This window comes from Terribacillus sp. DMT04 (genome assembly GCF_019056395.1).
Lineage (GTDB): Bacteria > Bacillota > Bacilli > Bacillales > Amphibacillaceae > Terribacillus > Terribacillus aidingensis_A.
The window spans coordinates 1,780,471-1,799,683 of the sequence record NZ_CP077639.1; the positions used below are offsets into that span (position 1 = coordinate 1,780,471).

Annotated in this window: 23 protein-coding genes; 3 read left to right on the forward strand and 20 right to left on the reverse strand. The window is 42.5% G+C overall.

Annotated features, from left to right (window positions below; genetic code table 11):
• Positions 1 to 41: 41 nt before the first annotated feature.
• Together KS242_RS09425 and KS242_RS09430 are read left to right on the forward strand one after the other, a co-directional pair.
• A complete protein-coding gene (locus KS242_RS09425) occupies positions 42 to 914 on the forward strand; it encodes a YitT family protein (RefSeq protein ID WP_077309009.1) in 873 nt (290 codons plus the stop codon).
• Positions 915 to 980: 66 nt separating this feature from the next.
• Entirely contained in the window at positions 981 to 1,505 is a 525-nt protein-coding gene (locus KS242_RS09430; protein WP_217321132.1) for a type 1 glutamine amidotransferase domain-containing protein, read from the forward strand.
• A gap of 114 nt (positions 1,506 to 1,619) precedes the next feature.
• Here KS242_RS09430 and KS242_RS09435 read toward each other — a convergent pair whose 3' ends face one another.
• The 13 genes from KS242_RS09435 to KS242_RS09495 form a co-directional block, all read right to left on the reverse strand.
• The gene (locus KS242_RS09435) at positions 1,620 to 1,709 is read right to left on the reverse strand and encodes a YjcZ family sporulation protein (protein ID WP_077309003.1); all 90 of its coding nucleotides are present in this window, start codon (positions 1,707 to 1,709) and stop codon (positions 1,620 to 1,622) included.
• A 212-nt stretch (positions 1,710 to 1,921) separates the two neighbouring features.
• Positions 1,922 to 2,608, reverse strand: coding sequence for a zinc metallopeptidase (locus tag KS242_RS09440; RefSeq protein ID WP_217321133.1), 687 nt, complete (start codon positions 2,606 to 2,608; stop codon positions 1,922 to 1,924).
• A 72-nt stretch (positions 2,609 to 2,680) separates the two neighbouring features.
• Entirely contained in the window at positions 2,681 to 3,004 is a 324-nt protein-coding gene (locus tag KS242_RS09445) for a sporulation protein YpjB (protein ID WP_217321134.1), read from the reverse strand.
• Between the two features lie 70 nt (positions 3,005 to 3,074).
• On the reverse strand, positions 3,075 to 3,656 hold the full coding sequence (locus tag KS242_RS09450) for a lipoprotein heptaprenylglyceryl N-acetyltransferase LhaT (protein WP_217321135.1): 582 nt from the start codon (positions 3,654 to 3,656) through the stop codon (positions 3,075 to 3,077).
• 122 nt (positions 3,657 to 3,778) lie between these two features.
• The gene (locus KS242_RS09455) at positions 3,779 to 4,348 is read right to left on the reverse strand and encodes a ReoY family proteolytic degradation factor (protein WP_217321136.1); all 570 of its coding nucleotides are present in this window, start codon (positions 4,346 to 4,348) and stop codon (positions 3,779 to 3,781) included.
• Positions 4,349 to 4,392: 44 nt separating this feature from the next.
• Positions 4,393 to 5,646 carry a tetratricopeptide repeat protein gene (locus tag KS242_RS09460; RefSeq protein WP_097041134.1) on the reverse strand — a complete coding sequence of 418 codons (1,254 nt, stop codon included), beginning with the start codon at positions 5,644 to 5,646 and terminating at the stop codon, positions 4,393 to 4,395.
• A gap of 118 nt (positions 5,647 to 5,764) precedes the next feature.
• Complete coding sequence (aroA, locus tag KS242_RS09465) at positions 5,765 to 7,057, reverse strand: 3-phosphoshikimate 1-carboxyvinyltransferase (protein ID WP_254391675.1); 1,293 nt, start codon at positions 7,055 to 7,057, stop codon at positions 5,765 to 5,767.
• Positions 7,058 to 7,070: 13 nt separating this feature from the next.
• Positions 7,071 to 8,168: a prephenate dehydrogenase gene (locus KS242_RS09470; RefSeq protein ID WP_217321138.1), complete on the reverse strand. Its 1,098-nt coding sequence runs from the start codon at positions 8,166 to 8,168 to the stop codon at positions 7,071 to 7,073.
• 1 nt (position 8,169) lies between these two features.
• Positions 8,170 to 9,270, reverse strand: coding sequence for a histidinol-phosphate transaminase (gene hisC / locus KS242_RS09475; protein WP_217321139.1), 1,101 nt, complete (start codon positions 9,268 to 9,270; stop codon positions 8,170 to 8,172).
• The gene (gene aroH, locus KS242_RS09480) at positions 9,267 to 9,641 is read right to left on the reverse strand and encodes a chorismate mutase (RefSeq protein WP_217321140.1); all 375 of its coding nucleotides are present in this window, start codon (positions 9,639 to 9,641) and stop codon (positions 9,267 to 9,269) included. Before aroH ends, hisC begins: the two co-directional genes overlap by 4 nt.
• A gap of 2 nt (positions 9,642 to 9,643) precedes the next feature.
• Positions 9,644 to 10,717 carry a 3-dehydroquinate synthase gene (gene aroB / locus KS242_RS09485; RefSeq protein ID WP_217321141.1) on the reverse strand — a complete coding sequence of 358 codons (1,074 nt, stop codon included), beginning with the start codon at positions 10,715 to 10,717 and terminating at the stop codon, positions 9,644 to 9,646.
• Complete coding sequence (gene aroC / locus KS242_RS09490) at positions 10,717 to 11,883, reverse strand: chorismate synthase (RefSeq protein ID WP_217321142.1); 1,167 nt, start codon at positions 11,881 to 11,883, stop codon at positions 10,717 to 10,719. Before aroC ends, aroB begins: the two co-directional genes overlap by 1 nt.
• A gap of 108 nt (positions 11,884 to 11,991) precedes the next feature.
• Complete coding sequence (locus KS242_RS09495; protein WP_254391676.1) at positions 11,992 to 12,294, reverse strand: MerR family transcriptional regulator; 303 nt, start codon at positions 12,292 to 12,294, stop codon at positions 11,992 to 11,994.
• A gap of 105 nt (positions 12,295 to 12,399) precedes the next feature.
• Here KS242_RS09495 and KS242_RS09500 point away from each other — a divergent pair, with 105 nt between their 5' ends.
• The gene (locus tag KS242_RS09500) at positions 12,400 to 12,633 is read left to right on the forward strand and encodes a DUF2798 domain-containing protein (RefSeq protein WP_217321144.1); all 234 of its coding nucleotides are present in this window, start codon (positions 12,400 to 12,402) and stop codon (positions 12,631 to 12,633) included.
• Between the two features lie 72 nt (positions 12,634 to 12,705).
• Here the strand turns inward: KS242_RS09500 and KS242_RS09505 are convergent, their stop codons facing one another.
• The 7 genes from KS242_RS09505 to spoIVA form a co-directional block, all read right to left on the reverse strand.
• A complete protein-coding gene (locus KS242_RS09505) occupies positions 12,706 to 13,479 on the reverse strand; it encodes a CheR family methyltransferase (protein WP_217321145.1) in 774 nt (257 codons plus the stop codon).
• Between the two features lie 369 nt (positions 13,480 to 13,848).
• The gene (gene ndk / locus KS242_RS09510) at positions 13,849 to 14,298 is read right to left on the reverse strand and encodes a nucleoside-diphosphate kinase (protein WP_217321146.1); all 450 of its coding nucleotides are present in this window, start codon (positions 14,296 to 14,298) and stop codon (positions 13,849 to 13,851) included.
• A 62-nt stretch (positions 14,299 to 14,360) separates the two neighbouring features.
• Entirely contained in the window at positions 14,361 to 15,332 is a 972-nt protein-coding gene (gene hepT, locus KS242_RS09515) for a heptaprenyl diphosphate synthase component II (RefSeq protein ID WP_217321147.1), read from the reverse strand.
• 37 nt (positions 15,333 to 15,369) lie between these two features.
• Complete coding sequence (gene menG, locus KS242_RS09520; RefSeq protein ID WP_217321148.1) at positions 15,370 to 16,089, reverse strand: demethylmenaquinone methyltransferase; 720 nt, start codon at positions 16,087 to 16,089, stop codon at positions 15,370 to 15,372.
• A 2-nt stretch (positions 16,090 to 16,091) separates the two neighbouring features.
• Complete coding sequence (locus KS242_RS09525; protein WP_217321149.1) at positions 16,092 to 16,874, reverse strand: heptaprenyl diphosphate synthase component 1; 783 nt, start codon at positions 16,872 to 16,874, stop codon at positions 16,092 to 16,094.
• A 150-nt stretch (positions 16,875 to 17,024) separates the two neighbouring features.
• Complete coding sequence (locus tag KS242_RS09530) at positions 17,025 to 17,297, reverse strand: HU family DNA-binding protein (RefSeq protein ID WP_077308964.1); 273 nt, start codon at positions 17,295 to 17,297, stop codon at positions 17,025 to 17,027.
• A 222-nt stretch (positions 17,298 to 17,519) separates the two neighbouring features.
• Complete coding sequence (gene spoIVA, locus KS242_RS09535; protein ID WP_077308962.1) at positions 17,520 to 18,998, reverse strand: stage IV sporulation protein A; 1,479 nt, start codon at positions 18,996 to 18,998, stop codon at positions 17,520 to 17,522.
• Between the last annotated feature and the right edge of the window lie 215 nt (positions 18,999 to 19,213).

Here is a 19,213-nt window from a genome sequence, read left to right on the forward strand (position 1 = left end):
TCTATAATATAGAAGGAATTGTCACTTTTAGGAGGTAAGTTATGTTTAAACTGCGTTTGAAGAACATCTTGTTTATCCTGCTTGGCGCGGCTATCTTTTCGTTCGGTATTGTGCATTTTAATATTGCCAACAAGCTTGGTGAAGGCGGATTCACCGGTATAACACTTATTTTGCTTTTCGAATTCGACTGGGATCCAGCTATTACGAATTTAGTGTTGAACATTCCGCTGTTTCTGATCGGCTGGAAGTTCCTAGGCCGCACAACATTCGCATATACCATTATCGGAACAGTTGCTGTATCTGTGTTTCTGCGATTGTTTCAGACGTATTCCTTCCATATTGACTTAGGAAATGATCTCTTAATCGCATCGCTTTTAGCGGGTGTATTTATTGGCGTCGGCCTCGGCATTATTTTTCGATTTGGAGGTACAACTGGCGGTGTCGATATAATCGCTCGTCTGGCAAATAAATATGTCGGCTGGACAATGGGGCGCACGATGTTTATGTTCGATGCTGTCGTCATCGTCACTTCCGTTCTTACTTATCTTGATTTGATTCGAGGCATGTATACACTTGTTGCTGTATTTGTTGGTGCGCGTGTCATTGACTTTATTCAAGAAGGTGCCTACTCAGCCCGAGGAGCTACTATCATTTCCAATAAAAGTGCCGATATTGCCAATCAAATCCTCAAACAAATGGACAGAGGTGTAACAGTACTTGATGGCCGCGGCAGCTTTACAGGCGAAAAACGTGATGTGTTGTACTGTGTTGTAGCTAGGAATGAAATTGTCCGACTAAAAGCGATTATTACATCGGTTGATCCGCATGCTTTCGTCGCTTTAAGCGAAGTACACGATGTGATGGGAGAAGGATTTACACTGGATGCAGAAAAGAATCCGTATCAAACAGATTAAGCTAACAGATGCATCTTGGGCGATGAATTGGTAAAGTAGAGAGAACTAAACGAATGGGGTGAGAAAATGGAACTTTCCGGAAAGAAAATACTTTCTTTTGTGAGTGATGATTTCGAGGATTTGGAATTATGGTATCCGGTTTTACGATTGCGGGAAGCTGGCGCAGAGGTTCATTTAGCAAGTGAAACTGCTGAGACGGTCTACAAAGGAAAATACGGCGTTCCAGCAACGTCAGATATATCCTTTGAAGATGCAGATCCACAGCAGTATGATGCCCTTCTCGTACCTGGCGGCTGGTCCCCGGACAAGCTGCGCCGTTATGACAGTGTATTAGAAATTACGCGTCATTTCCATACACATAAAAAAGCAATTGGTCAAATTTGTCACGCTGGCTGGGTGCTCATCTCTGCCGACATCTTGGATGGTGTGAACGTCACCAGCACACCTGGCATAAAAGATGATATGACAAACGCCGGAGCCATTTGGCATGATGAACCAGTTGTTGTGGATGGACATATCGTCAGCAGCCGCCGACCACCTGACTTGCCCGATTATCTTCGTGAACTAATCAAAGTGATACAAGCTCAATAATAAAGCAGGCACTTATTTCTGCTTGCATGAAAAAATCCAAACGATGCTGTTGTAAAATCACAGGGTTGTTTGGATTTTTAACTGTTACACTATTTCAGCCTTAACGCTACTAGGTTAAGCCCAGCTTGCACCAACAATAATCAATAGAATAAACAAAACAACAATCAAATAAAATCCTGCATTTCCGTATCCGCCTGCACTCATATTCGAACACCTCCTGCTTCACTCTTAGAACATCTTATGTAAGGAGTGCGTATATGGTTCGGCGGCTGCTAGGATACAGGATGTTCAGGAAATTGTTAGATAAAAAAACACACGCACCTCATCTCCTTCTGGCATGCGACCTGCAATTAAGTTTTGCTTTTCTGTCATAAGTAAATTTGCACAAAAAAAACACCCCGAAGGATGTTTTTTAATTAATCTTCATCTCCGCCGACAAAGAACATAAGGATGAAGCGGACAAGCTCGGCTACAGCTACAAGCGCTGCTGCTACGTAAGTCATTGCTGCTGCATTCAATACTTTCTTCGTCGCACGCTCTTCATCGTTACGGATGACGCCTGTCGATACAAGCTGCGTCATTGCCCGGTTTGAAGCGTTAAACTCAACCGGTAATGTAACCACCTGGAACAATACCGCAATAGAGAATAGCGCGATACCAACTCCAACAAGCTGTAATGCTCCAAAGATTGCGCCAGCAATAATAAGAATGAAGGAGAGGTTATTCCCCCACGCTGCTGCCGGAGCTAGCGCTGTACGGAACTTCAGGAAGCCATAACCTTCTGCATCCTGCATTGCGTGTCCAACCTCGTGGGCAGATACTGCGGCAGCTGCCATAGAATGACCATGGTAGTTGCTGCTGGAAAGACGAACAACTTTGTGACGCGGATCATAGTGGTCGGACAATAGTCCGCGCGTCTCTTCGATTTGCACATCATATATACCATTATCATCTAAAATCTTTCTTGCGACTTGTGCACCAGTCATAAGCGATGACGTTTCTACTTTTGAATATTTCTTGTACGTGCTCTTTACCTTCGATTGTGCCCATAAAGGGATAATCAGAAGCAGTGCTATATAGATAATATAAGCACCTAGTGACATTATGCATTCCTCCGTAAAATGGTTTATGGAACAACTTATTAAGGTCAATTTTAGTCAAGATTCCGAAAAAAATCAACTGTTACGATCCCTGTTCACACTTTTGTCATTTTCTGCTCGGTATTTTTTATAGCCGACATAAACCAATGTGCCGACAATACTTGCACTAATACCAAGTATTCCCCAGAACTTGGCTGTATCATAACTATTGTTTTCCGGGACAGTGACCGTGTATAAATACGCAGGCAATGCATAATCTTGTTGGTCAAACGTTTGATTAGAATTGTCGTAAGATGGCGATTGTGCCTCTGTTTGCGATGGCTGCAGAATAGCGGCAACGTTGGCAACGATAAAAAAAGAGGCTGTCAGAACAACAATGACGAGAAGCAGCTTTTTCATGAGCATCCCCTCTTTTTTAGGAGTTCCTACAGCCTATGCAATGGTGATTATTTGTATGACAGCATCCGCCTTAATGAACAGATTTATCTTTCCGCTGTGTAGCAATATAACCAACGATTATGGATACGATGCTCAGCCAGAACGTAAAATAACCAATTTCGTTACTATAATCTGCTGTCAGCCGGCCGTAAATCGGCATCATATCAAACACATAATCAATAATATCATTGTGCAGTACGACGATTGCTGCAACAGCCAAGTGCTGAAGCTTCACTTTATAAAGCGGTGCATAAAGCAATCCCTGGATTGCCATTGCTAAATGAGATGCAATCAGCATATACCCTTGCCAGGAAAGCGTTCCATTTAAAGCGAGCGTCAGCAAGTTCATCACAACCGCCCATATGCCATATTTAAATAATGAAACGATAGCAAGTGCTTCAATATAGCCATTACGTTTACCGAGCAGCAGCAATCCTAAGAAAATAGTGAAAAAGAGACTAGCTGTCGGACTGTCTGGAACAAAAGCCAGAAAGACAGCTGGTGTTATTTCGAGCTGCCAGCCATACCATATATACCCGTAGATTGTTCCAAATAGGTTAACTATAAATAAAAGCATGATTATGTACCGATGAAAAAGAAGCCGATAGATCATAGACGCGCCCTTTCCTAAAAACTGTTATGTATTTCTTGTTATCTATTTTAGCAGATAATTTCTTGTCTATCTGAAGAATATAAATAGAAAAAGAAAAAAGATGCGCAACTTAGCGCATCAATTTAAATGTGTTCAATTATACTTTCCTCTTCGTCTTTCAATTGTTTCATCGCCCTGCTAAGCAAACGGAATTTCTTTTCGTCTCTCTTATCAAGCGCTAAATCAATTGCTTCTTGCAACTTTCTCTTTTTGTATTGAAAATGGGATACATCAAGAAGTCTTGTTGCCAGCTGCCGGTCTTCTTTTGTTACATAATGATCTTCCGGCAAGAAAGGATTGTCTTCCAGTACTGCAACATATTCCATACTTTGATTAGCATTCTTGAAATTGAGTTGAATATAGACAGGGTCTTTCTTGTTCATGCGAATATCATGGAATGATTTTTCCGCATCGGTCGTGACGATATTGTCTTTATAAAACCGAAATGGTACTTCCTCTGAACAATGGGCTGATATGATGATTCCTCTGGGACTGAATCTTGCTTCACGAATAAAATGAACATTATCAAGAAATGAATCATGATTGATTAAGTAATTCAAGATCCAGACACTTTCCCTGCGCTTCAATTGATAATTGTCTAAGAACCAGCGAATGAACGTTTTCTTATCCTGCATGGTAACGGAAATATGCATATGTGCCCCCTCCCAGAAAGCGAAAAGATTTCAATTCAATACATTTATTGAGACAAGAGCCGATTGATATTCTCTTCGACTTCGATATCAGACGGCTCCAAACGAAGATACTCTTTAAGTATTTCGACAGCCTGCTGCATCCTCCCTTCTTCTAATAAGAAATATCCATATTCTTTTAGAAAATCGCTATCATCTTTGAAATTAGTATATGCTTCCCCATAAGCGTTTAATGCCTCTTCAAACGATTCCGTTTCATTATAGGCACGTGCCAGCTCCCATCGATAAGCTGCATCTTCTTCATCTGTATCCAATACGTGCGTCAATAATTCAATGATTGCTTCGTGGTCTTCATCTAACTTGAAGTTCTCAATCAGATAAAGAACGGCTTCTTTATAACCTGGGTCCAGCGCAATGGCATGACGAACAAGGTAATAGCTGCGGTCGTTCTTTCCAAGCTGTCTGGCAAGGCGGCCTGCGGTAAAGTACAGCTTCTGGTTAAACTCATCCAATGATAGTCCTTTTTCTGCTGTTTCAAATGCTTTTTCCATCAATCCTTCTTCTTCGTACGCTTTTGCTAAGTATTCATAAACAGAAAGATAATCCGGCTCTTGTTTGACTAACTTTTCCCACGTGCTGATTGCGATATCATATCTGGATAATTTGAATGCTGTAAATCCATAACTGAACAGCTGTTCCACATCATCTACGTCTGTTTCTTGGTAGTAAGTCAACGCTTTTTCGAATTCACCAGTTGCTGCATACGCTTCTGCAAGTCGGAGCGCAATATCAATATCACCCATTGCTGTTTGTATTTCGTATACTTTTTCATAATACGTAATAGCTTTCAAATAAGAACCAGTAGATAAAGCAAGTTCTCCCAACGCTAAATCAAGTACCGGCTCTGATGGATCAAATCGTTTTGCTGCGAGCAGCTTTTGCTCTGCAACTTCAAATAATCCTTGTGCTTCGTACAAATCAGCGAGCTGCATTTGGGCAGGAACATAAAATTCTTCGTCTTCTACAATTTGATCGAGCTTATCGATTGCTTCTTGGTCTTCATTTAAATCAATAAACAATTCAGCCAGCATCATTTTGAGTTCCATTTCATCCGGGAACATCTGCTCCAATTGCAGCAAAACAGTTTTTGCTTCCTCGTGCAGCCCCCACTGCATATACAGTTCAGCTATCGTGAATTTTTCTTCTTCACTTGCAGAAGGCAAATACGCTTCCAACGTATCGACTGCTTCTTGAGGTTTGTCATTCTCCATAAGAGCTATTGCTTTACTTAATTCTTCCATTCTAAACACTTCCTTCTATTTTACACGCCTATTGGCTTTTGCTTCTTTCTTCAGTGTAACCTAAAGCTAGTGTTTACGCACAGCAAAAAAGCCTGATTCCCTCAAAGGGAATCAGACATTATCTATTTTGAAGCATCTTTAGGTCGTTAAAGAAATCGGGATAAGAGATGTTAATACTGTCCGCGTCTTTTAATATTGTTTCTCCATCAGCAAGTAAACTGGCAATACTAATCATCATGCCAATGCGATGGTCACCAAAAGAGTCAGCTTCTGTTCCTTGCAGCTTTTGGTTTCCTTTGATAACAAGACCATCCGGAGTCGTCACCAATTCTGCTCCGAAACTTCGCAGTGTGCTGGCAATTGCTTCAATTCGATCGCTTTCTTTATAGCGCAGCTCTTCAGCATCTTTGATTATAGTCTCCCCTTCTGCCTGTGTTGCAAGCAGCGCTAGGATCGGCAGTTCATCTATCAGACGCGGGATAACATCGCCTCCGATTTCTGTGCCTTTCAAAGGACCATATCGGACGGTAATGTCACCTATCTTTTCACCTGCTTCTGTCTGGTGCTCCTGGATCTCAATTGCTGCGTCCATAGATTGCATCACATCCAAAATACCGGTGCGTGTTGGATTTAGTCCCACATTCTTTAACGTCACCTGACTACCAGGTACAAGGCATGCTGCTACTAAGAAGAATGCCGCTGAGGAAATATCTCCCGGCACATATACATCAGCTGCTTGCAGTGTCTGTCCGCCTTTAATGGTAACAGTTGTGCCACTCACATCCACTTGGGCTCCGAAGCTGGTGAGCATCTGTTCTGTATGATCCCTCGTTTTCACGTCTTCAGAAATCTTTGTTTCACCGTCTGCTAATAAACCGGCCAGCAATAACGCTGACTTCACTTGCGCACTTTTGACTGGTGTATGATACGTTAAGTGAGATAGCTTTTGTCCATCAACTGCCAAAGGCAAATATTTACCTTCCGCACGTCCGTTAATTTTTGCGCCCATTTGCCGTAAAGGAACGGTAACACGGTCCATTGGCCTTTTCGTTAAGGATTCATCACCGTATGCAGTAATGTGAAATGGCAATGCTGCAAATACACCAAGCAGCAGACGGGCAGTCGTGCCAGAGTTGCCAAAGTTAATCGGTACAGTCGGTTCTTTGAAACTATCTTTCCCGTCACTGCTAATGGTAACTGTATTTCCTTCTTGCTCAATCGAGACACCCAGCGCTCGAAATGCATCTATTGTTCGCAGGCAGTCCTCTCCGTCCAGAAAATGACGAACAGTCGTCTGCCCTTTTGCAAGTGCGCCAAAAATAATGCTTCGATGTGAAATCGACTTATCACCTGGAACAGTTATCGTACCAGTCAGTTCTTTTGCAGCCGGCTGCAGTTTTATATTTGTCAATGCTATCATCCTTTTAATCTTGTATCTTCACTTCGTAGCCGAATACTTCTAAAACGCCTTTTGCTTTCAACTGCATTTTTTGTTCAGCAAAGCTGAGACGAAGCACACCTGTCAGTCCTTCGCGAAGCTCGAGTATTTGAATGTTGACAATGCTCAAACCAGCATCCGCAATTACAGCAAGTACTTTTTGCAAGGCACCTGGCTGATCCGTAATGTCAACGTACAAGTCATAATAACCTGGTATAGCACCTTTTTTTCTCGGTTCTAATCCATCTCGATAACTTTTCGCATCGGTAAGATACGTATGAATTTCCTCTCTCTTATCCTCTGCAAGAAGTGTACGAAAAGTTTGCATTTCCCTAATCCAGTCATCCAGAAGCACGGCCATCTTTTCTTTGTTTTGGAAAAAAATATCCTGCCACATGCCCGGATTACTAGAAGCAATACGTGTTATGTCCCGAAAACCGCCCGCGGCAAGTTTCGGCAAAAAGCTATGTTTTGCTTCCCACTTTTTCGCCTGCTGCACGAGTGCAGATGCAATGAAGTGCGGAAAATGGGAGACAACCCCAGTCATCTCATCATGCTCTTCCGCCGATAATGTAATAAACGTACTTTTCGTCCCAGACAATAGTTGTTTGAGTCTGTCGATATGTACATCTGTTGCTTGCTGCACCGGCGTCATTACGTAAATAGCATTTTCAAAAAGATGCGCCTTGGAAGCTTCAATCCCTTGTTTATGAGAGCCGGCCATTGGATGACCGCCGACAAATGTAATTCTGTCAGAGCGCAAAGCAGCTGCTTGCTGAAATATCGGACCCTTAACAGAAGAAACGTCTGTCACTAGCACGTCTTTTTGCAAATCTATGCTATCAAGCTGCAGGAGCAGCTCTACAGATTTGGAAACAGGAGCGGCTAACAAAATAATGTCAGCCTTACTGGCAGCTTCTTGAAAAGAAGTCATTGCTTCATCAATAATATGGTGCTGAAGCGCATATGCCAATGTACTTTCCCGCTGGTCCACTCCAATTAGATGCACATCTTGATGCGTGTGTATATTTCGGGCAAGCGAGCCCCCGATCAGACCGAGTCCTGCGATTACGACTGTCTCCATCTTAGCTTTCTTTCACACTAGTCAGGTATTGGTCGAGCAATACAGTAAATTCTGTCATATCTTTTTCATTGCCAATGGTAATGCGGACACTGTTCGGAATGCCAAGCGCATCGCCGGAACGGATGATATACCCTTTAGAAAGCATATGCTGAAACAGTTCATCACCGCTGACAGGCAAGTCATAAATTAAGACAAAGTTTGTATGTGACTCAAAGTATTTGATTTGATGGGCATCACAGAAAGCTAAGAAACTATGCTTTACTTGATTGTTCTTCGCGATAGATTCTTTAATGAACTGCTGATCATCAAGCGCAACAATGGCTGCTTTTTGAGCGATGGTAGTATTGTTGAACGGACTTCTGACTACATTAATTTTATGGATGACGTCCGGATGACCGATTCCGTAACCAACACGCAGAGCTGCTAATCCATATGCCTTGGAAAATGTCCGAAGTGTTAGCAGATTCGGATATGTATCCAGGGCAGCTAATGTGTCAAAGTAATCATCTGTTTCCAAAAATTCGATGTAAGCTTCATCAGCTACAACCAGCACTTCTGCAGGAACTTGGCGGATAAAGTTCTCAAAATCGGCTTTGTTTATATGGTTGCCTGTTGGGTTGTTTGGCGTACACAGCCATACAATGCCTGTCTTTTCATCGATTGCATCCAGCATTGCCGGTAAATCATGAAATCCGTTTTTCGTTTCAATTGCTCGAACTTCTGCTCCTTCAATTAAAGCATGATGCGGGTATTGAGAGAAAGATGGATGTGCCATTACGGTGTTCAACCCAGGTGCAAGGAAGGTACGGCAAAGCATCATAATAATTTCATCAGAGCCAGCACCCAATACAAGCTGATCCAGATTAACACCATAACGCGCAGCCAGCTTTTCCTTCAGTGCTGTACCGTATCCATCCGGGTAAATCTCTTGCTCATCCGCAAAAGTAGGCAGCGCCTCTCTTACTTTAGAAGAAAAACCATACGGATTTTCGTTAGAAGCCAGTTTTACAATTCGGTCCAATCCGAATTCTTTACGAACTTCTTCCATCGGTTTTCCTGGTTTGTAAGCTGTCAATTCATTTAGAATCTGTTTTGCTTTCATTGATGCTCCTCCTTTAAGTCTGGACGCAGCTTGATTGCTTGCCCGTGATAGACGTGGTGAATGTGCGGCTGCGAAAGAGCAGTACGTGCTGTCAGCATAACTCGAATACATTTTGACAGACCGCTCTCGATGTCCAGCTCTTGCATGCACATGACAGGAACATATGTCCAGTCATTGCGAAACGAACGCAATGCCTTTGCCGGGAACGTTTTCGTGAGATCAGGCGTTGCCGAAATTAATACTTGCACAACATCTTCCGGTTCGATATTGTTCTTGGATACCATTTCTTCCAGCATAGCTGCTGTTGCTTCTATTATCTGTTTCTCGTCATTCTCCTGTACCGTCGTTGCCCCGCGGACTCCACGTATCATGCTCAGCTCATCCTTTCAAGGAAAGATGTCACGGCACGAGAAAGCTTAGCATGTTCTACCTTCTCTGTTACCGGCTTTCCGATTTCACGTAGCAGTACCATATGTACTTCTTTGTTTTCTGACTTCTTATCCATCTGCATTCTTTTGATAAGTCTTTCAGCTGAAAATTCAGGTAATTGCAAAGGATATTCGTTTCGTTCGAGCCAGCTGCGGAATGCATCCAGCCGCAAGTCTGCGCCAAATTCTTCTTCGCTTAATTCCAATGCAAACAGCATGCCGATGGCAACGGCTTCCCCGTGAGTAAAAGTGCCATAACCTGCTTCAGCTTCAATCGCATGACCAAGCGTATGACCAAGATTTAAAAACTTACGCAAGTCGTTTTCTTTTTCGTCCGCTTCGACAATTTTTGTTTTCACTCGAATACCAAGAGATAGATCATTTATAAGCTGGACTTGATTTTCTTTATCAATCTGGTTTCTATCTAGAAGATCATACAGAAAATCTGTATCACCGATATATGCTTCCTTGATTAATTCAGCATACCCGCTGCGCACCTCTTTTTCTGGCAATGTTGAAATTGTTTCTACATCGTAAACGACAGCTGTCGGAGGATAAAAACTGCCAATTAAGTTCTTCCCTGTATCATGATTAATTGCCACCTTGCCGCCGACACTGGAATCATGTGCAAGAATAGTAGTAGGAAGCTGAACAAAGTCAATACCGCGCATATACGTGCTTGCGACAAAACCTGCTAAGTCCCCAATTACACCGCCGCCGAGCGCAAGGACTAGTGCTTTGCGGTCCAGTCCTGCCTCGAACATGCTGTCTAATAGATCAAAATACATATCCTTGCTCTTCGCTGCCTCACCAGGCTCTATTATCTTGACCGTAACATTGGCTGCCGGCTGAAGCGAAGCTACATAGTCGTCCAGATAATAGGGGGCAATTGACGTGTCTGTCACGACAAACACGGATTGATAGGATTTTGACAGGAATGCAGCAAGATTATGCCGGATACCTGCCCCTACAGAAACGTTATAACTAGACTGACTTGCTTGGACTGTAATTTGTTCCATTAAAACACCCGAATTTCTTCCCGGTAGTTTTTGATCGCCTCTTGCAGCTTTGGAAATTGATCATTCGGGAACTGCTCTAATATCGCTTTTGCGATTTCAAATGCCACAACATGCTCCATTACCAATGCAGCAGCTGGCACAGCACAGCTATCGGAACGTTCGATACTTGCATTGAACGGCTCCTTCGTCTCAATGTCCACACTTTGCAATGGTTTATAAAGTGTTGGAATAGGCTTCATGACGCCTTTGACTACAAGCGGCATTCCTGTCGTCATCCCGCCTTCTAAGCCGCCAAGACGATTTGTTTTTCGGTAATATCCTCTTTCTTCTTCCCATGCAATCTCATCATGTACTTGACTTCCTGGCAATCTGGCAGCTTCAAAGCCAATTCCGAATTCCACGCCCTTGAAAGCATTGATGCTTGATACCGCTCCAGCAATTCGTCCATCTAGCTTACGATCATAATGAACATACGATCCAATTCCGGCCGGAAGACCTTCGACGTAAACTTCCACCACACCACCAATGGAGTCACCGTCTTTTTTCGCTTGGTCAATTGCGTCTACCATCATTTCGGCTGCTTCTGGATCAAGACTGCGCACAGACGAAGCTCTGGAAATTGTATTTCTTTCTTCATATGTATATTCCGGATACTCAGCTGCTTTAATACCGGCAATTTCTTTTGTATAGCCGACAATATGTATGTCAAGTTCTGCTAAGATTTTCTTAGCAACTGCTCCAGCTGCCACACGTGCAGCAGTCTCCCGAGCAGATGATCTTTCCAGCACATTTCGCATATCGCGATGGCCGTATTTTAAAGCTCCATTCAAATCAGCATGTCCAGGTCGCGGACGGCTGACAATTCGGCGGACGGCTTGCGGATCTTCTACTGGGTCTTCCCCCATTACATCAATCCAATGCTTGAAATCATCGTTATGGATAACAAGTGCAATTGGCGAACCAAGCGTGTATCCGTGACGCACACCGCCAACAATATCAACTAAGTCTTTCTCGATTTGCATGCGTTTCCCGCGACCATGCCCCTTTTGTCTTTCCAGCAAAGAAGCGTTGATATCAGAGGCTGTCAACGGTAGATAGGAAGGAACACCTTCTAAGATAGTTGTTAGCTGTTTACCATGTGATTCACCTGCAGTTAAGTAGCGCATCTATATTCCTCCGTTGTTTGTAGTTCTTTGTAATTTTATTTACTATAACATAACTCGTTTCTTATGTGGGAACTATTCTGACAATATTTCTGATTCTGTTCTTTGCATTTATTTTCTAGTCAGATTGTCAAATACCTGCCGAAGTTTTTTCATGCGCACTTCGACTTTTTGAGAAGACGCTTCTACTGTATAACCGTCTTCGATCAATTCTTTCATCAAGACGATTTTCTTAATCATGTAATAATCAAACCTTCTAGTAGTATGCGCTTGTTCTTCAACACTCTTAATATAACCTTTATCTTCCCAATAGCGCAGCTTACGAATTGGAATATCGGTAATTTTGGCAACATCTCCAATCGTCACCGCCATTTGCTTCAGCAGACTGTAATCAATGTCGTCCACTGTTTTCACCCCTTTTAACTCCATTTAATGCCTATTATACGTCATATTGAACATTTGACAACTTAGGAAGATTAGATATAATTATTGGAGATTAGTTACAAAAGGAGTACAATCATGTTTGTAAATTTAAAAACACATCGTATTGTTTGCAGTTTTCTGACCGCAGCAATAATGACTGCCATCATTTCTTTCACTTTAACAGCGGTTAATTCAGGATTGCATGCTTTTTCTTACCATACGTGGTTCCGTTCATGGATTATTGCATTTTTGCTCGTATTCACCATCTCTTTTTTCCTTCCTAAGCTTGTACATCACCATGTATCAAGAGTTGTGAGAATTAAGGAATAGAAAAAAACCAAACATGCTGTGATTTTAAATCGCAGTATCGTTTGGTTTTTTTATAACTATACCATTGGCTTGTTATTGTTTTTGATAAAAGAATGTATCGACAGCTTTCATTCCATAGACGCTGGGATTAAAGATCTGTTCGGTGCTTCCGACAAACAAATAGCCGTTGTTTGCCAGCGAATTGCTGAATTTATGGTAAATATTCGCCTTGGCTTCTTCTGTGAAATAGATGAGAACGTTTCGGCATATAATCAAGTCATAATTTGTTTCATATGCGTCCGCGAGTAAATTATGCTGCTTGAATTGAATATGCTGCTTTAACTCATCTTTGATTTGATAAATTGGTCCATTTTGTGTAAAGTAAGCAGATTTAATGGCAGCTGGCATTTCTTTTAATGCTCGATCCGTATACTTTCCGTTTTGAGCTGTCTCCAACACCCGCTGATCTAAATCTGTTGCATGTATCGTATAGGACGTTCCTTTTGCATAACGATCTAAAAGAATGGCTAATGTGTATGGCTCTTCACCAGTAGAACAAGCAGCGCTCCATATTTTTAAAGGCTTCTTTCTTTTCAGTAATTCTGGGAGAATACGCTTCTCGAGCACTTCCCACCGTTGATAGTTGCGGTAAAATTCAGACACATTAATTGTCATGCGGTCCAAAAACTCATCCATCAACGAATTATCCCCGCGTATAGCATGGAAATACGTTTTGAAATCGGCAAATCCCTTTTTTTCTCGCAATGTAGTTAAGCGCCTTTTCATTTGGGCTTCCTTATATTGAGACAAATCAATGCCTGTACTGCCCTTAATCTGTTCTACAAAGTATTCATAATCAGCTGACATGTTACGTTTCCCCTGTCTTGTATGTATATAGTTCTATCATACTGTATAACAGGCAGACTTGGTAGCTGAAAATAATAAAAAAGTAGCAGAAAAGCAATTAAACAAACATCTATTCCGTATAATGGGTAAAGGTATGATGCCTTATAATTGCAAACTGATTATGTCTTATAATCTCTAGCGACATGGAGAATCTAAGCTTTTCATATATCCTCCTTTGCTGTTGTTTTGGATGCTGAATGAGAACGGAAACCGAACGATGCATCTCCACTACTTTACCCGTGACATAATAAAAAATCCGAACTAAAAATAAACTCTTATAGAAGAATTCATTAAAGTTCGGATTTTTCTGGCTATATAACTTCGCTCTCTTTATTCATATAACCATTTTGCTGTAACTTGCTCGTAGCTGAGCAGTTCATCTGCATCAAACATATTTGTGATTTCGCGTTCTGCACTTTCTGCACTGTCAGAACCATGGATAATATTGCGGCTCATTTCCATGGCATAGTCTCCTCTGATTGTTCCCGGTGCAGCTTCTGTCGGTTTGGTAGCGCCAATCATGCTGCGTGTTAGCGCAACTGCATCTTTGCCTTCCCATACCATTGCAAATACCGGACCTGATGTGATGTAACTGATGAGTGAACTAAAGAAAGGTTTATTTTCATGTTCTATGTAATGTGTTTTAGCTTGCTCTTCTGTTACAACCATCATCTTAGCGGCGCGAAGCTTGAGACCTTTCTTTTCAAATCTCGTTACAATATCACCAACTAAACCGCGTTGAACGCCATCCGGTTTTACCATCAAAAATGTGTTTTCCATTATAATACTTCTCCTTTTAGTGGACTTGCTGCCATCATACCAAAGATGTAAGCGTTTTACAATTAGGAGCTTCGCTTCCCGATATGTCTAGCAATCTGTTTTAACGTATTACGATCTCTTGTTGGCGGCAGCTTGTCCAATTCTTGATATGCTTTCTGTAAGTAACGATCACTTATTGCCAACGAACGTTTTATAGCGTCTGACGATTTGATATGCTGAATGAATGGCTGCAATTTTTCCTGATTCAACTGCTCCGGATTACGAAATGCTTCCGTAAGCTTTTCTCTGAAAGCATCATCTTCGCAAGCAAATAAAGCAGGCAATGTCATATTCCCCTGCAGCAAATCGCCTCCGGCTGGTTTTCCCAAATCTGCTTCTGATGCAGTGAAGTCAAGCACATCGTCAATGATTTGATAGCTCATGCCCACATAATAGCCATAGCGATACAATGCCCGTTCATAAGCAAGCGGTGCTCCAGATGCAATTGCCCCAATGCGGGAACTCGCTGCAATTAGAATAGCTGTCTTACGCCGTATCCGCCGTAAATAATCTTTCACATGCTGTTCAATACGATATTTATCTCTTATTTGTTCTACTTCGCCTATACAAAGCTCCACAATCGTATGTGCAAGAATCTGATGTGCGCGAGGTTCTTTTAGGTTGGACAAGTATTCCAAAGAACGCGCAAAGATGTAGTCACCTGCATACATGGCTACTTTATTGTCCCATTTCGCTTTTACAGTGGGTTTTCCACGCCGGAGCTCTGCGTCATCAATAACATCATCATGGACGAGCGAAGCCATATGAATCAGCTCAAGTGTCACGGCTACTGTTTGAATACGTGGCAGTTCGTAAGTGCCGAACTTCCCGCTCAGCAAGACAAACACTGGGCGGATTCGTTTGCCGCCGGCACGCAAAAGCTGTACCGACGCATCCTCCAGGACCGGATGCTCAGCGCGGATTATGTCAGTCATTGCATCCTCGATTTTGTCCAGGTCCTTTTTTAAATATGAGTAAATCATCGGTAATTTCAATTCACGTCACCTTCATCCGTTCAAGACTGCTGCCAGCTTAGTCTTTCATTGCTGGCTTCTCTCCCATATGCATGGCGGCTACTCCGCCGGTATATGTTTTAATCTTTACATTAGTCAGCCCAGCTTGCTGGAATAAACTCCGAAGTTCTTTCTTCCCGGGAAAGTCTTTCGCAGATTCTTGCAGCCAGCTGTATTCATCATAACTTTTAGCCAAAAGTTTTCCTAAGACTGGCATGATTCGCTTGAAATAAAAATAGTATACTTGTTTGAAGCCAATTGTAGTAGGCTGCGATGTTTCCAGGCATACCACTTTACCGCCAGGCTTGACGACGCGATACATTTCTTTTAGTACTTGCAAATAGTCAGGGACATTCCGCAGACCAAAACCGATTGTCACAAAGTCAAAGGTATTATCCTCAAAGGGAAGCTCCATTGCATTTCCCCAAGTAAATGTTAATTGTTCATGCGGCTTCTCTTCTATCTTCTTCTCTGCTACCGACAGCATGTTTTTACTGAAATCAAGTCCAGTCACATGTCCTGTCGGTCCAACAGCTTTTGCGAGCGCAAATGACCAGTCTCCGGTGCCGCAGCATACGTCAAGCGCCGCATCTCCGGGCTGAACATTCATCTTCTTCATGACACTTCGTCTCCAAGCTCGATGGCGCCTGAAGGAAATGACTGAATTCATAAAATCATAGCGATCGTATATTTTTTCGAAAACGTGATGTACACGCTGTTCTTTCGTCTCTTGTGCCATAATTACCCTTCTTCCAGATATAACTCTTCCTGCCGGTTTTCCTGAAGCAAAAGTCTGCGAGCTGCAGCTGCATAAACTTGCGGCATTTTGTGGAGGTTTCGCGTCAGTCTCTCGCTCGCTTCCTCCAGCTCTTGATTGATTGCTTCGGTGATGGTCAGGGTGCTGTGGTCTTGTTCTAAGATCTTACCTAGTCTTATGATGAGCGGCGTCGGCTCATTCATAAATGCTTCTTGGTTCAGCCTGCTGATAATAAAATAATCAACGAGCGGTTCCAATTCCTTTGTCTTTATGAATGGTGATGCGGCAGCATAAAATAATGCCCCTTCCATTCGGCCAAGAATATGGAAAAACGCAGCAGCAGAATCTGTATCATAATAAAGTGCCATCTTCTGCTCGTTAATCTCTTTAATCGCAGTTGCTAATAAAGCGACCATATCAATATCTTCAAGTTCAGCTAAAATTTTATAGTAGAGCGCACTGTAATAGTTACCTGCCAGCACAGTTAACTGTCTGTCTACTCTTTCATCTGCTGTCTCATCAGCCTTCGTCGTCCGGATTACGAGGTCATGTGTATCCAGCGCCATTTGGATCAGCATAATCGTGACGATATAGTCTGTCTGCTGCTTATCGGGCAGGTTAGCTTGACCAAATAGTGTCTGCAGCAGCAGCAGCTTGTAGTCATCTAAGTATGGTATATCCAAATTTTCGTCAAGATAAGCCTGCTGCATGCGATTCTCTATTTTTTTTCGTAGTGTATGTAATTCTTCCATGGATGCATAGGACAAAACAATCACCTGCGCCCTTTTTCGTATTTCAAACTGTATAAGAAGTATTATAGCATAGCAAGGTATGATTCGTCTTGTCTGCCATCTTGCCATAGAAAAATGAGGGATACCTGATAGAATCAGGTATCCCTCACTTTAGCCCATATGTAATTACTTCAAGACATCCTTAAGGGCTTTGCCGGCTTTAAACGCTGGCACTTTGCTAGCTGGGATTTCGATTTCTTTCCCAGTCTGCGGGTTACGGCCTTTACGTGCAGCACGCTCGCGTACTTCAAAGTTACCGAAACCAATCAATTGTACTTTGTCACCTTGTTTCAAAGAATCCATAATAGAATCGAAAACTGCATCTACAGCATTCGTAGCATCCTTTTTAGAAAGATCGCTTTTCTCAGCAACAGTATTGATTAGATCTGTTTTATTCATCATTACACCTCCCTGGCATTACCTTGAACAATAAGACAATAGCGTATGCTATCATTTGTTCACTAAGACGACAGGTTTTATACCTATCTATACCGCTCACTTTGCGATATCAACGCTTATCATATACGACTTAGCATCATATTTCAACAATTAACGTCAGAATTCCTTAAATTTATCGTTTTCACGGGTTTTTTGCAAAAAAATAAAGCGGCTCATTGCCGCTCATAGAATGATCGCAATAAGACCGCCTGATCCTTCGTTGATAATTCGCTCTAACGTCTCTTTTAGTTTATATCTGGCATTTTCAGGCATCAGCGAGATTTTGCCTTGAATCCCTTCTCGAACAATAGAGTTGAGGGAGCGGCCGAAAATATCTGAATCCCAGATGGATAGCGGGTCTTCCTCGAAGTCTTGCATCAAGTATCGAACGAGCTCCTCGCTCTGTTTCTCTGTACCGATAATTGGCGCAAACTCGGAATGAACATCGACCTTAATCATATGGATACTCGGTGCGACAGCTTTCAGACGGACACCGAAGCGTGAGCCTTGGCGGATGATTTCCGGTTCATCCAGTGCCATATCCTGCAAACTCGGCGCTGCAATACCATAACCTGTTTGCTTTACCATATGAAGGGCGTCCGATACTTGATCATATTCTCGTTTTGCATGCGAGAAATCCTGCATCAGCTGCAGCAAATGATCCTTTCCGCGAATCTCTTCACCGACGATCTCTTTAAGTACCTGATCATACAGCGCATCTGGAGCGTGCAAGTCAATTTCAGCAACACCTTCGCCTAGCTCCATCCCGGCAAGGTTCGCTCTTGCGATATAATCGTATTCATCAAAATACCCTACAACGCGATCGACATCACGAAGGCGTTTGATATCTTTTACTGTTTCCTGAATGGCTGCTTGGTAGTTTGATCGAAGCCAATGATCTTCCTTGAGTACCATCACCCAGCTTGGCAAGTTTACGTTCACTTCAAGCACTGGAAACTCATATAACGACTCCCGAAGTACGCTGTATACATCATGTTCTGTCATGCTCTCAACACTCATTGCCAGTACAGGAATATCATATTTTTCAATCAATTCCTGGCGAAGCAGCTCTGTATTCTGGTTATGAGGTGTAACGGAATTGATTACCATGATGAATGGCTTGCCGACTTCCTTTAATTCCGATACAACACGTTCTTCAGGCTCCACATAGTCTTTGCGCGGTATCTCACCGATTGAGCCATCTGTTGTTACAACGACACCAATAGTACTATGTTCTTGAATAACCTTCCGAGTGCCAATTTCAGCAGCATCATGGAATGGAATCGGTTCTTCATACCATGGTGTATTAATCATCCGCGGTCCATTTTCATCTTCAAAACCTTTTGCACCTTCAACTGTATAACCTACACAGTCTACAACACGAACACTTACTTCCAACCCTTCATCCACTTGCAGCGACACAGCATTATTTGGAACGAATTTAGGCTCTGTAGTCATAATCGTCCGGCCGGCTGCGCTTTGTGGCAGTTCATCTTGGGCGCGGGCTCTCTCCGCTTCATCCTCCATATTAGGCAGGACAACCAATTCCATGAATTTCTTAATAAATGTCGATTTTCCCGTTCGGACAGCCCCTACCACCCCAAGGTAGATATCGCCGTTTGTCCGTTTCGAGATATCTTTAAAAATATCTACTCTTTCCAAAAGATCCCCTCCCGATCTAATTCGATGCATGGACAGTCTTAGCTACATACACTAGCAGTTTATGATGTTGTCCTATCCAAATATGCTAGAAATAATGGATTCCTTGCCTGCTGGCATCAAGGGCTAATTTTTGCAGGAAAGGACGAACAGCATATTGCCCTCTGCCGATAATCTATGCACGGAAGTTGGGGATCATACCCATAAAAAAAAGAAGA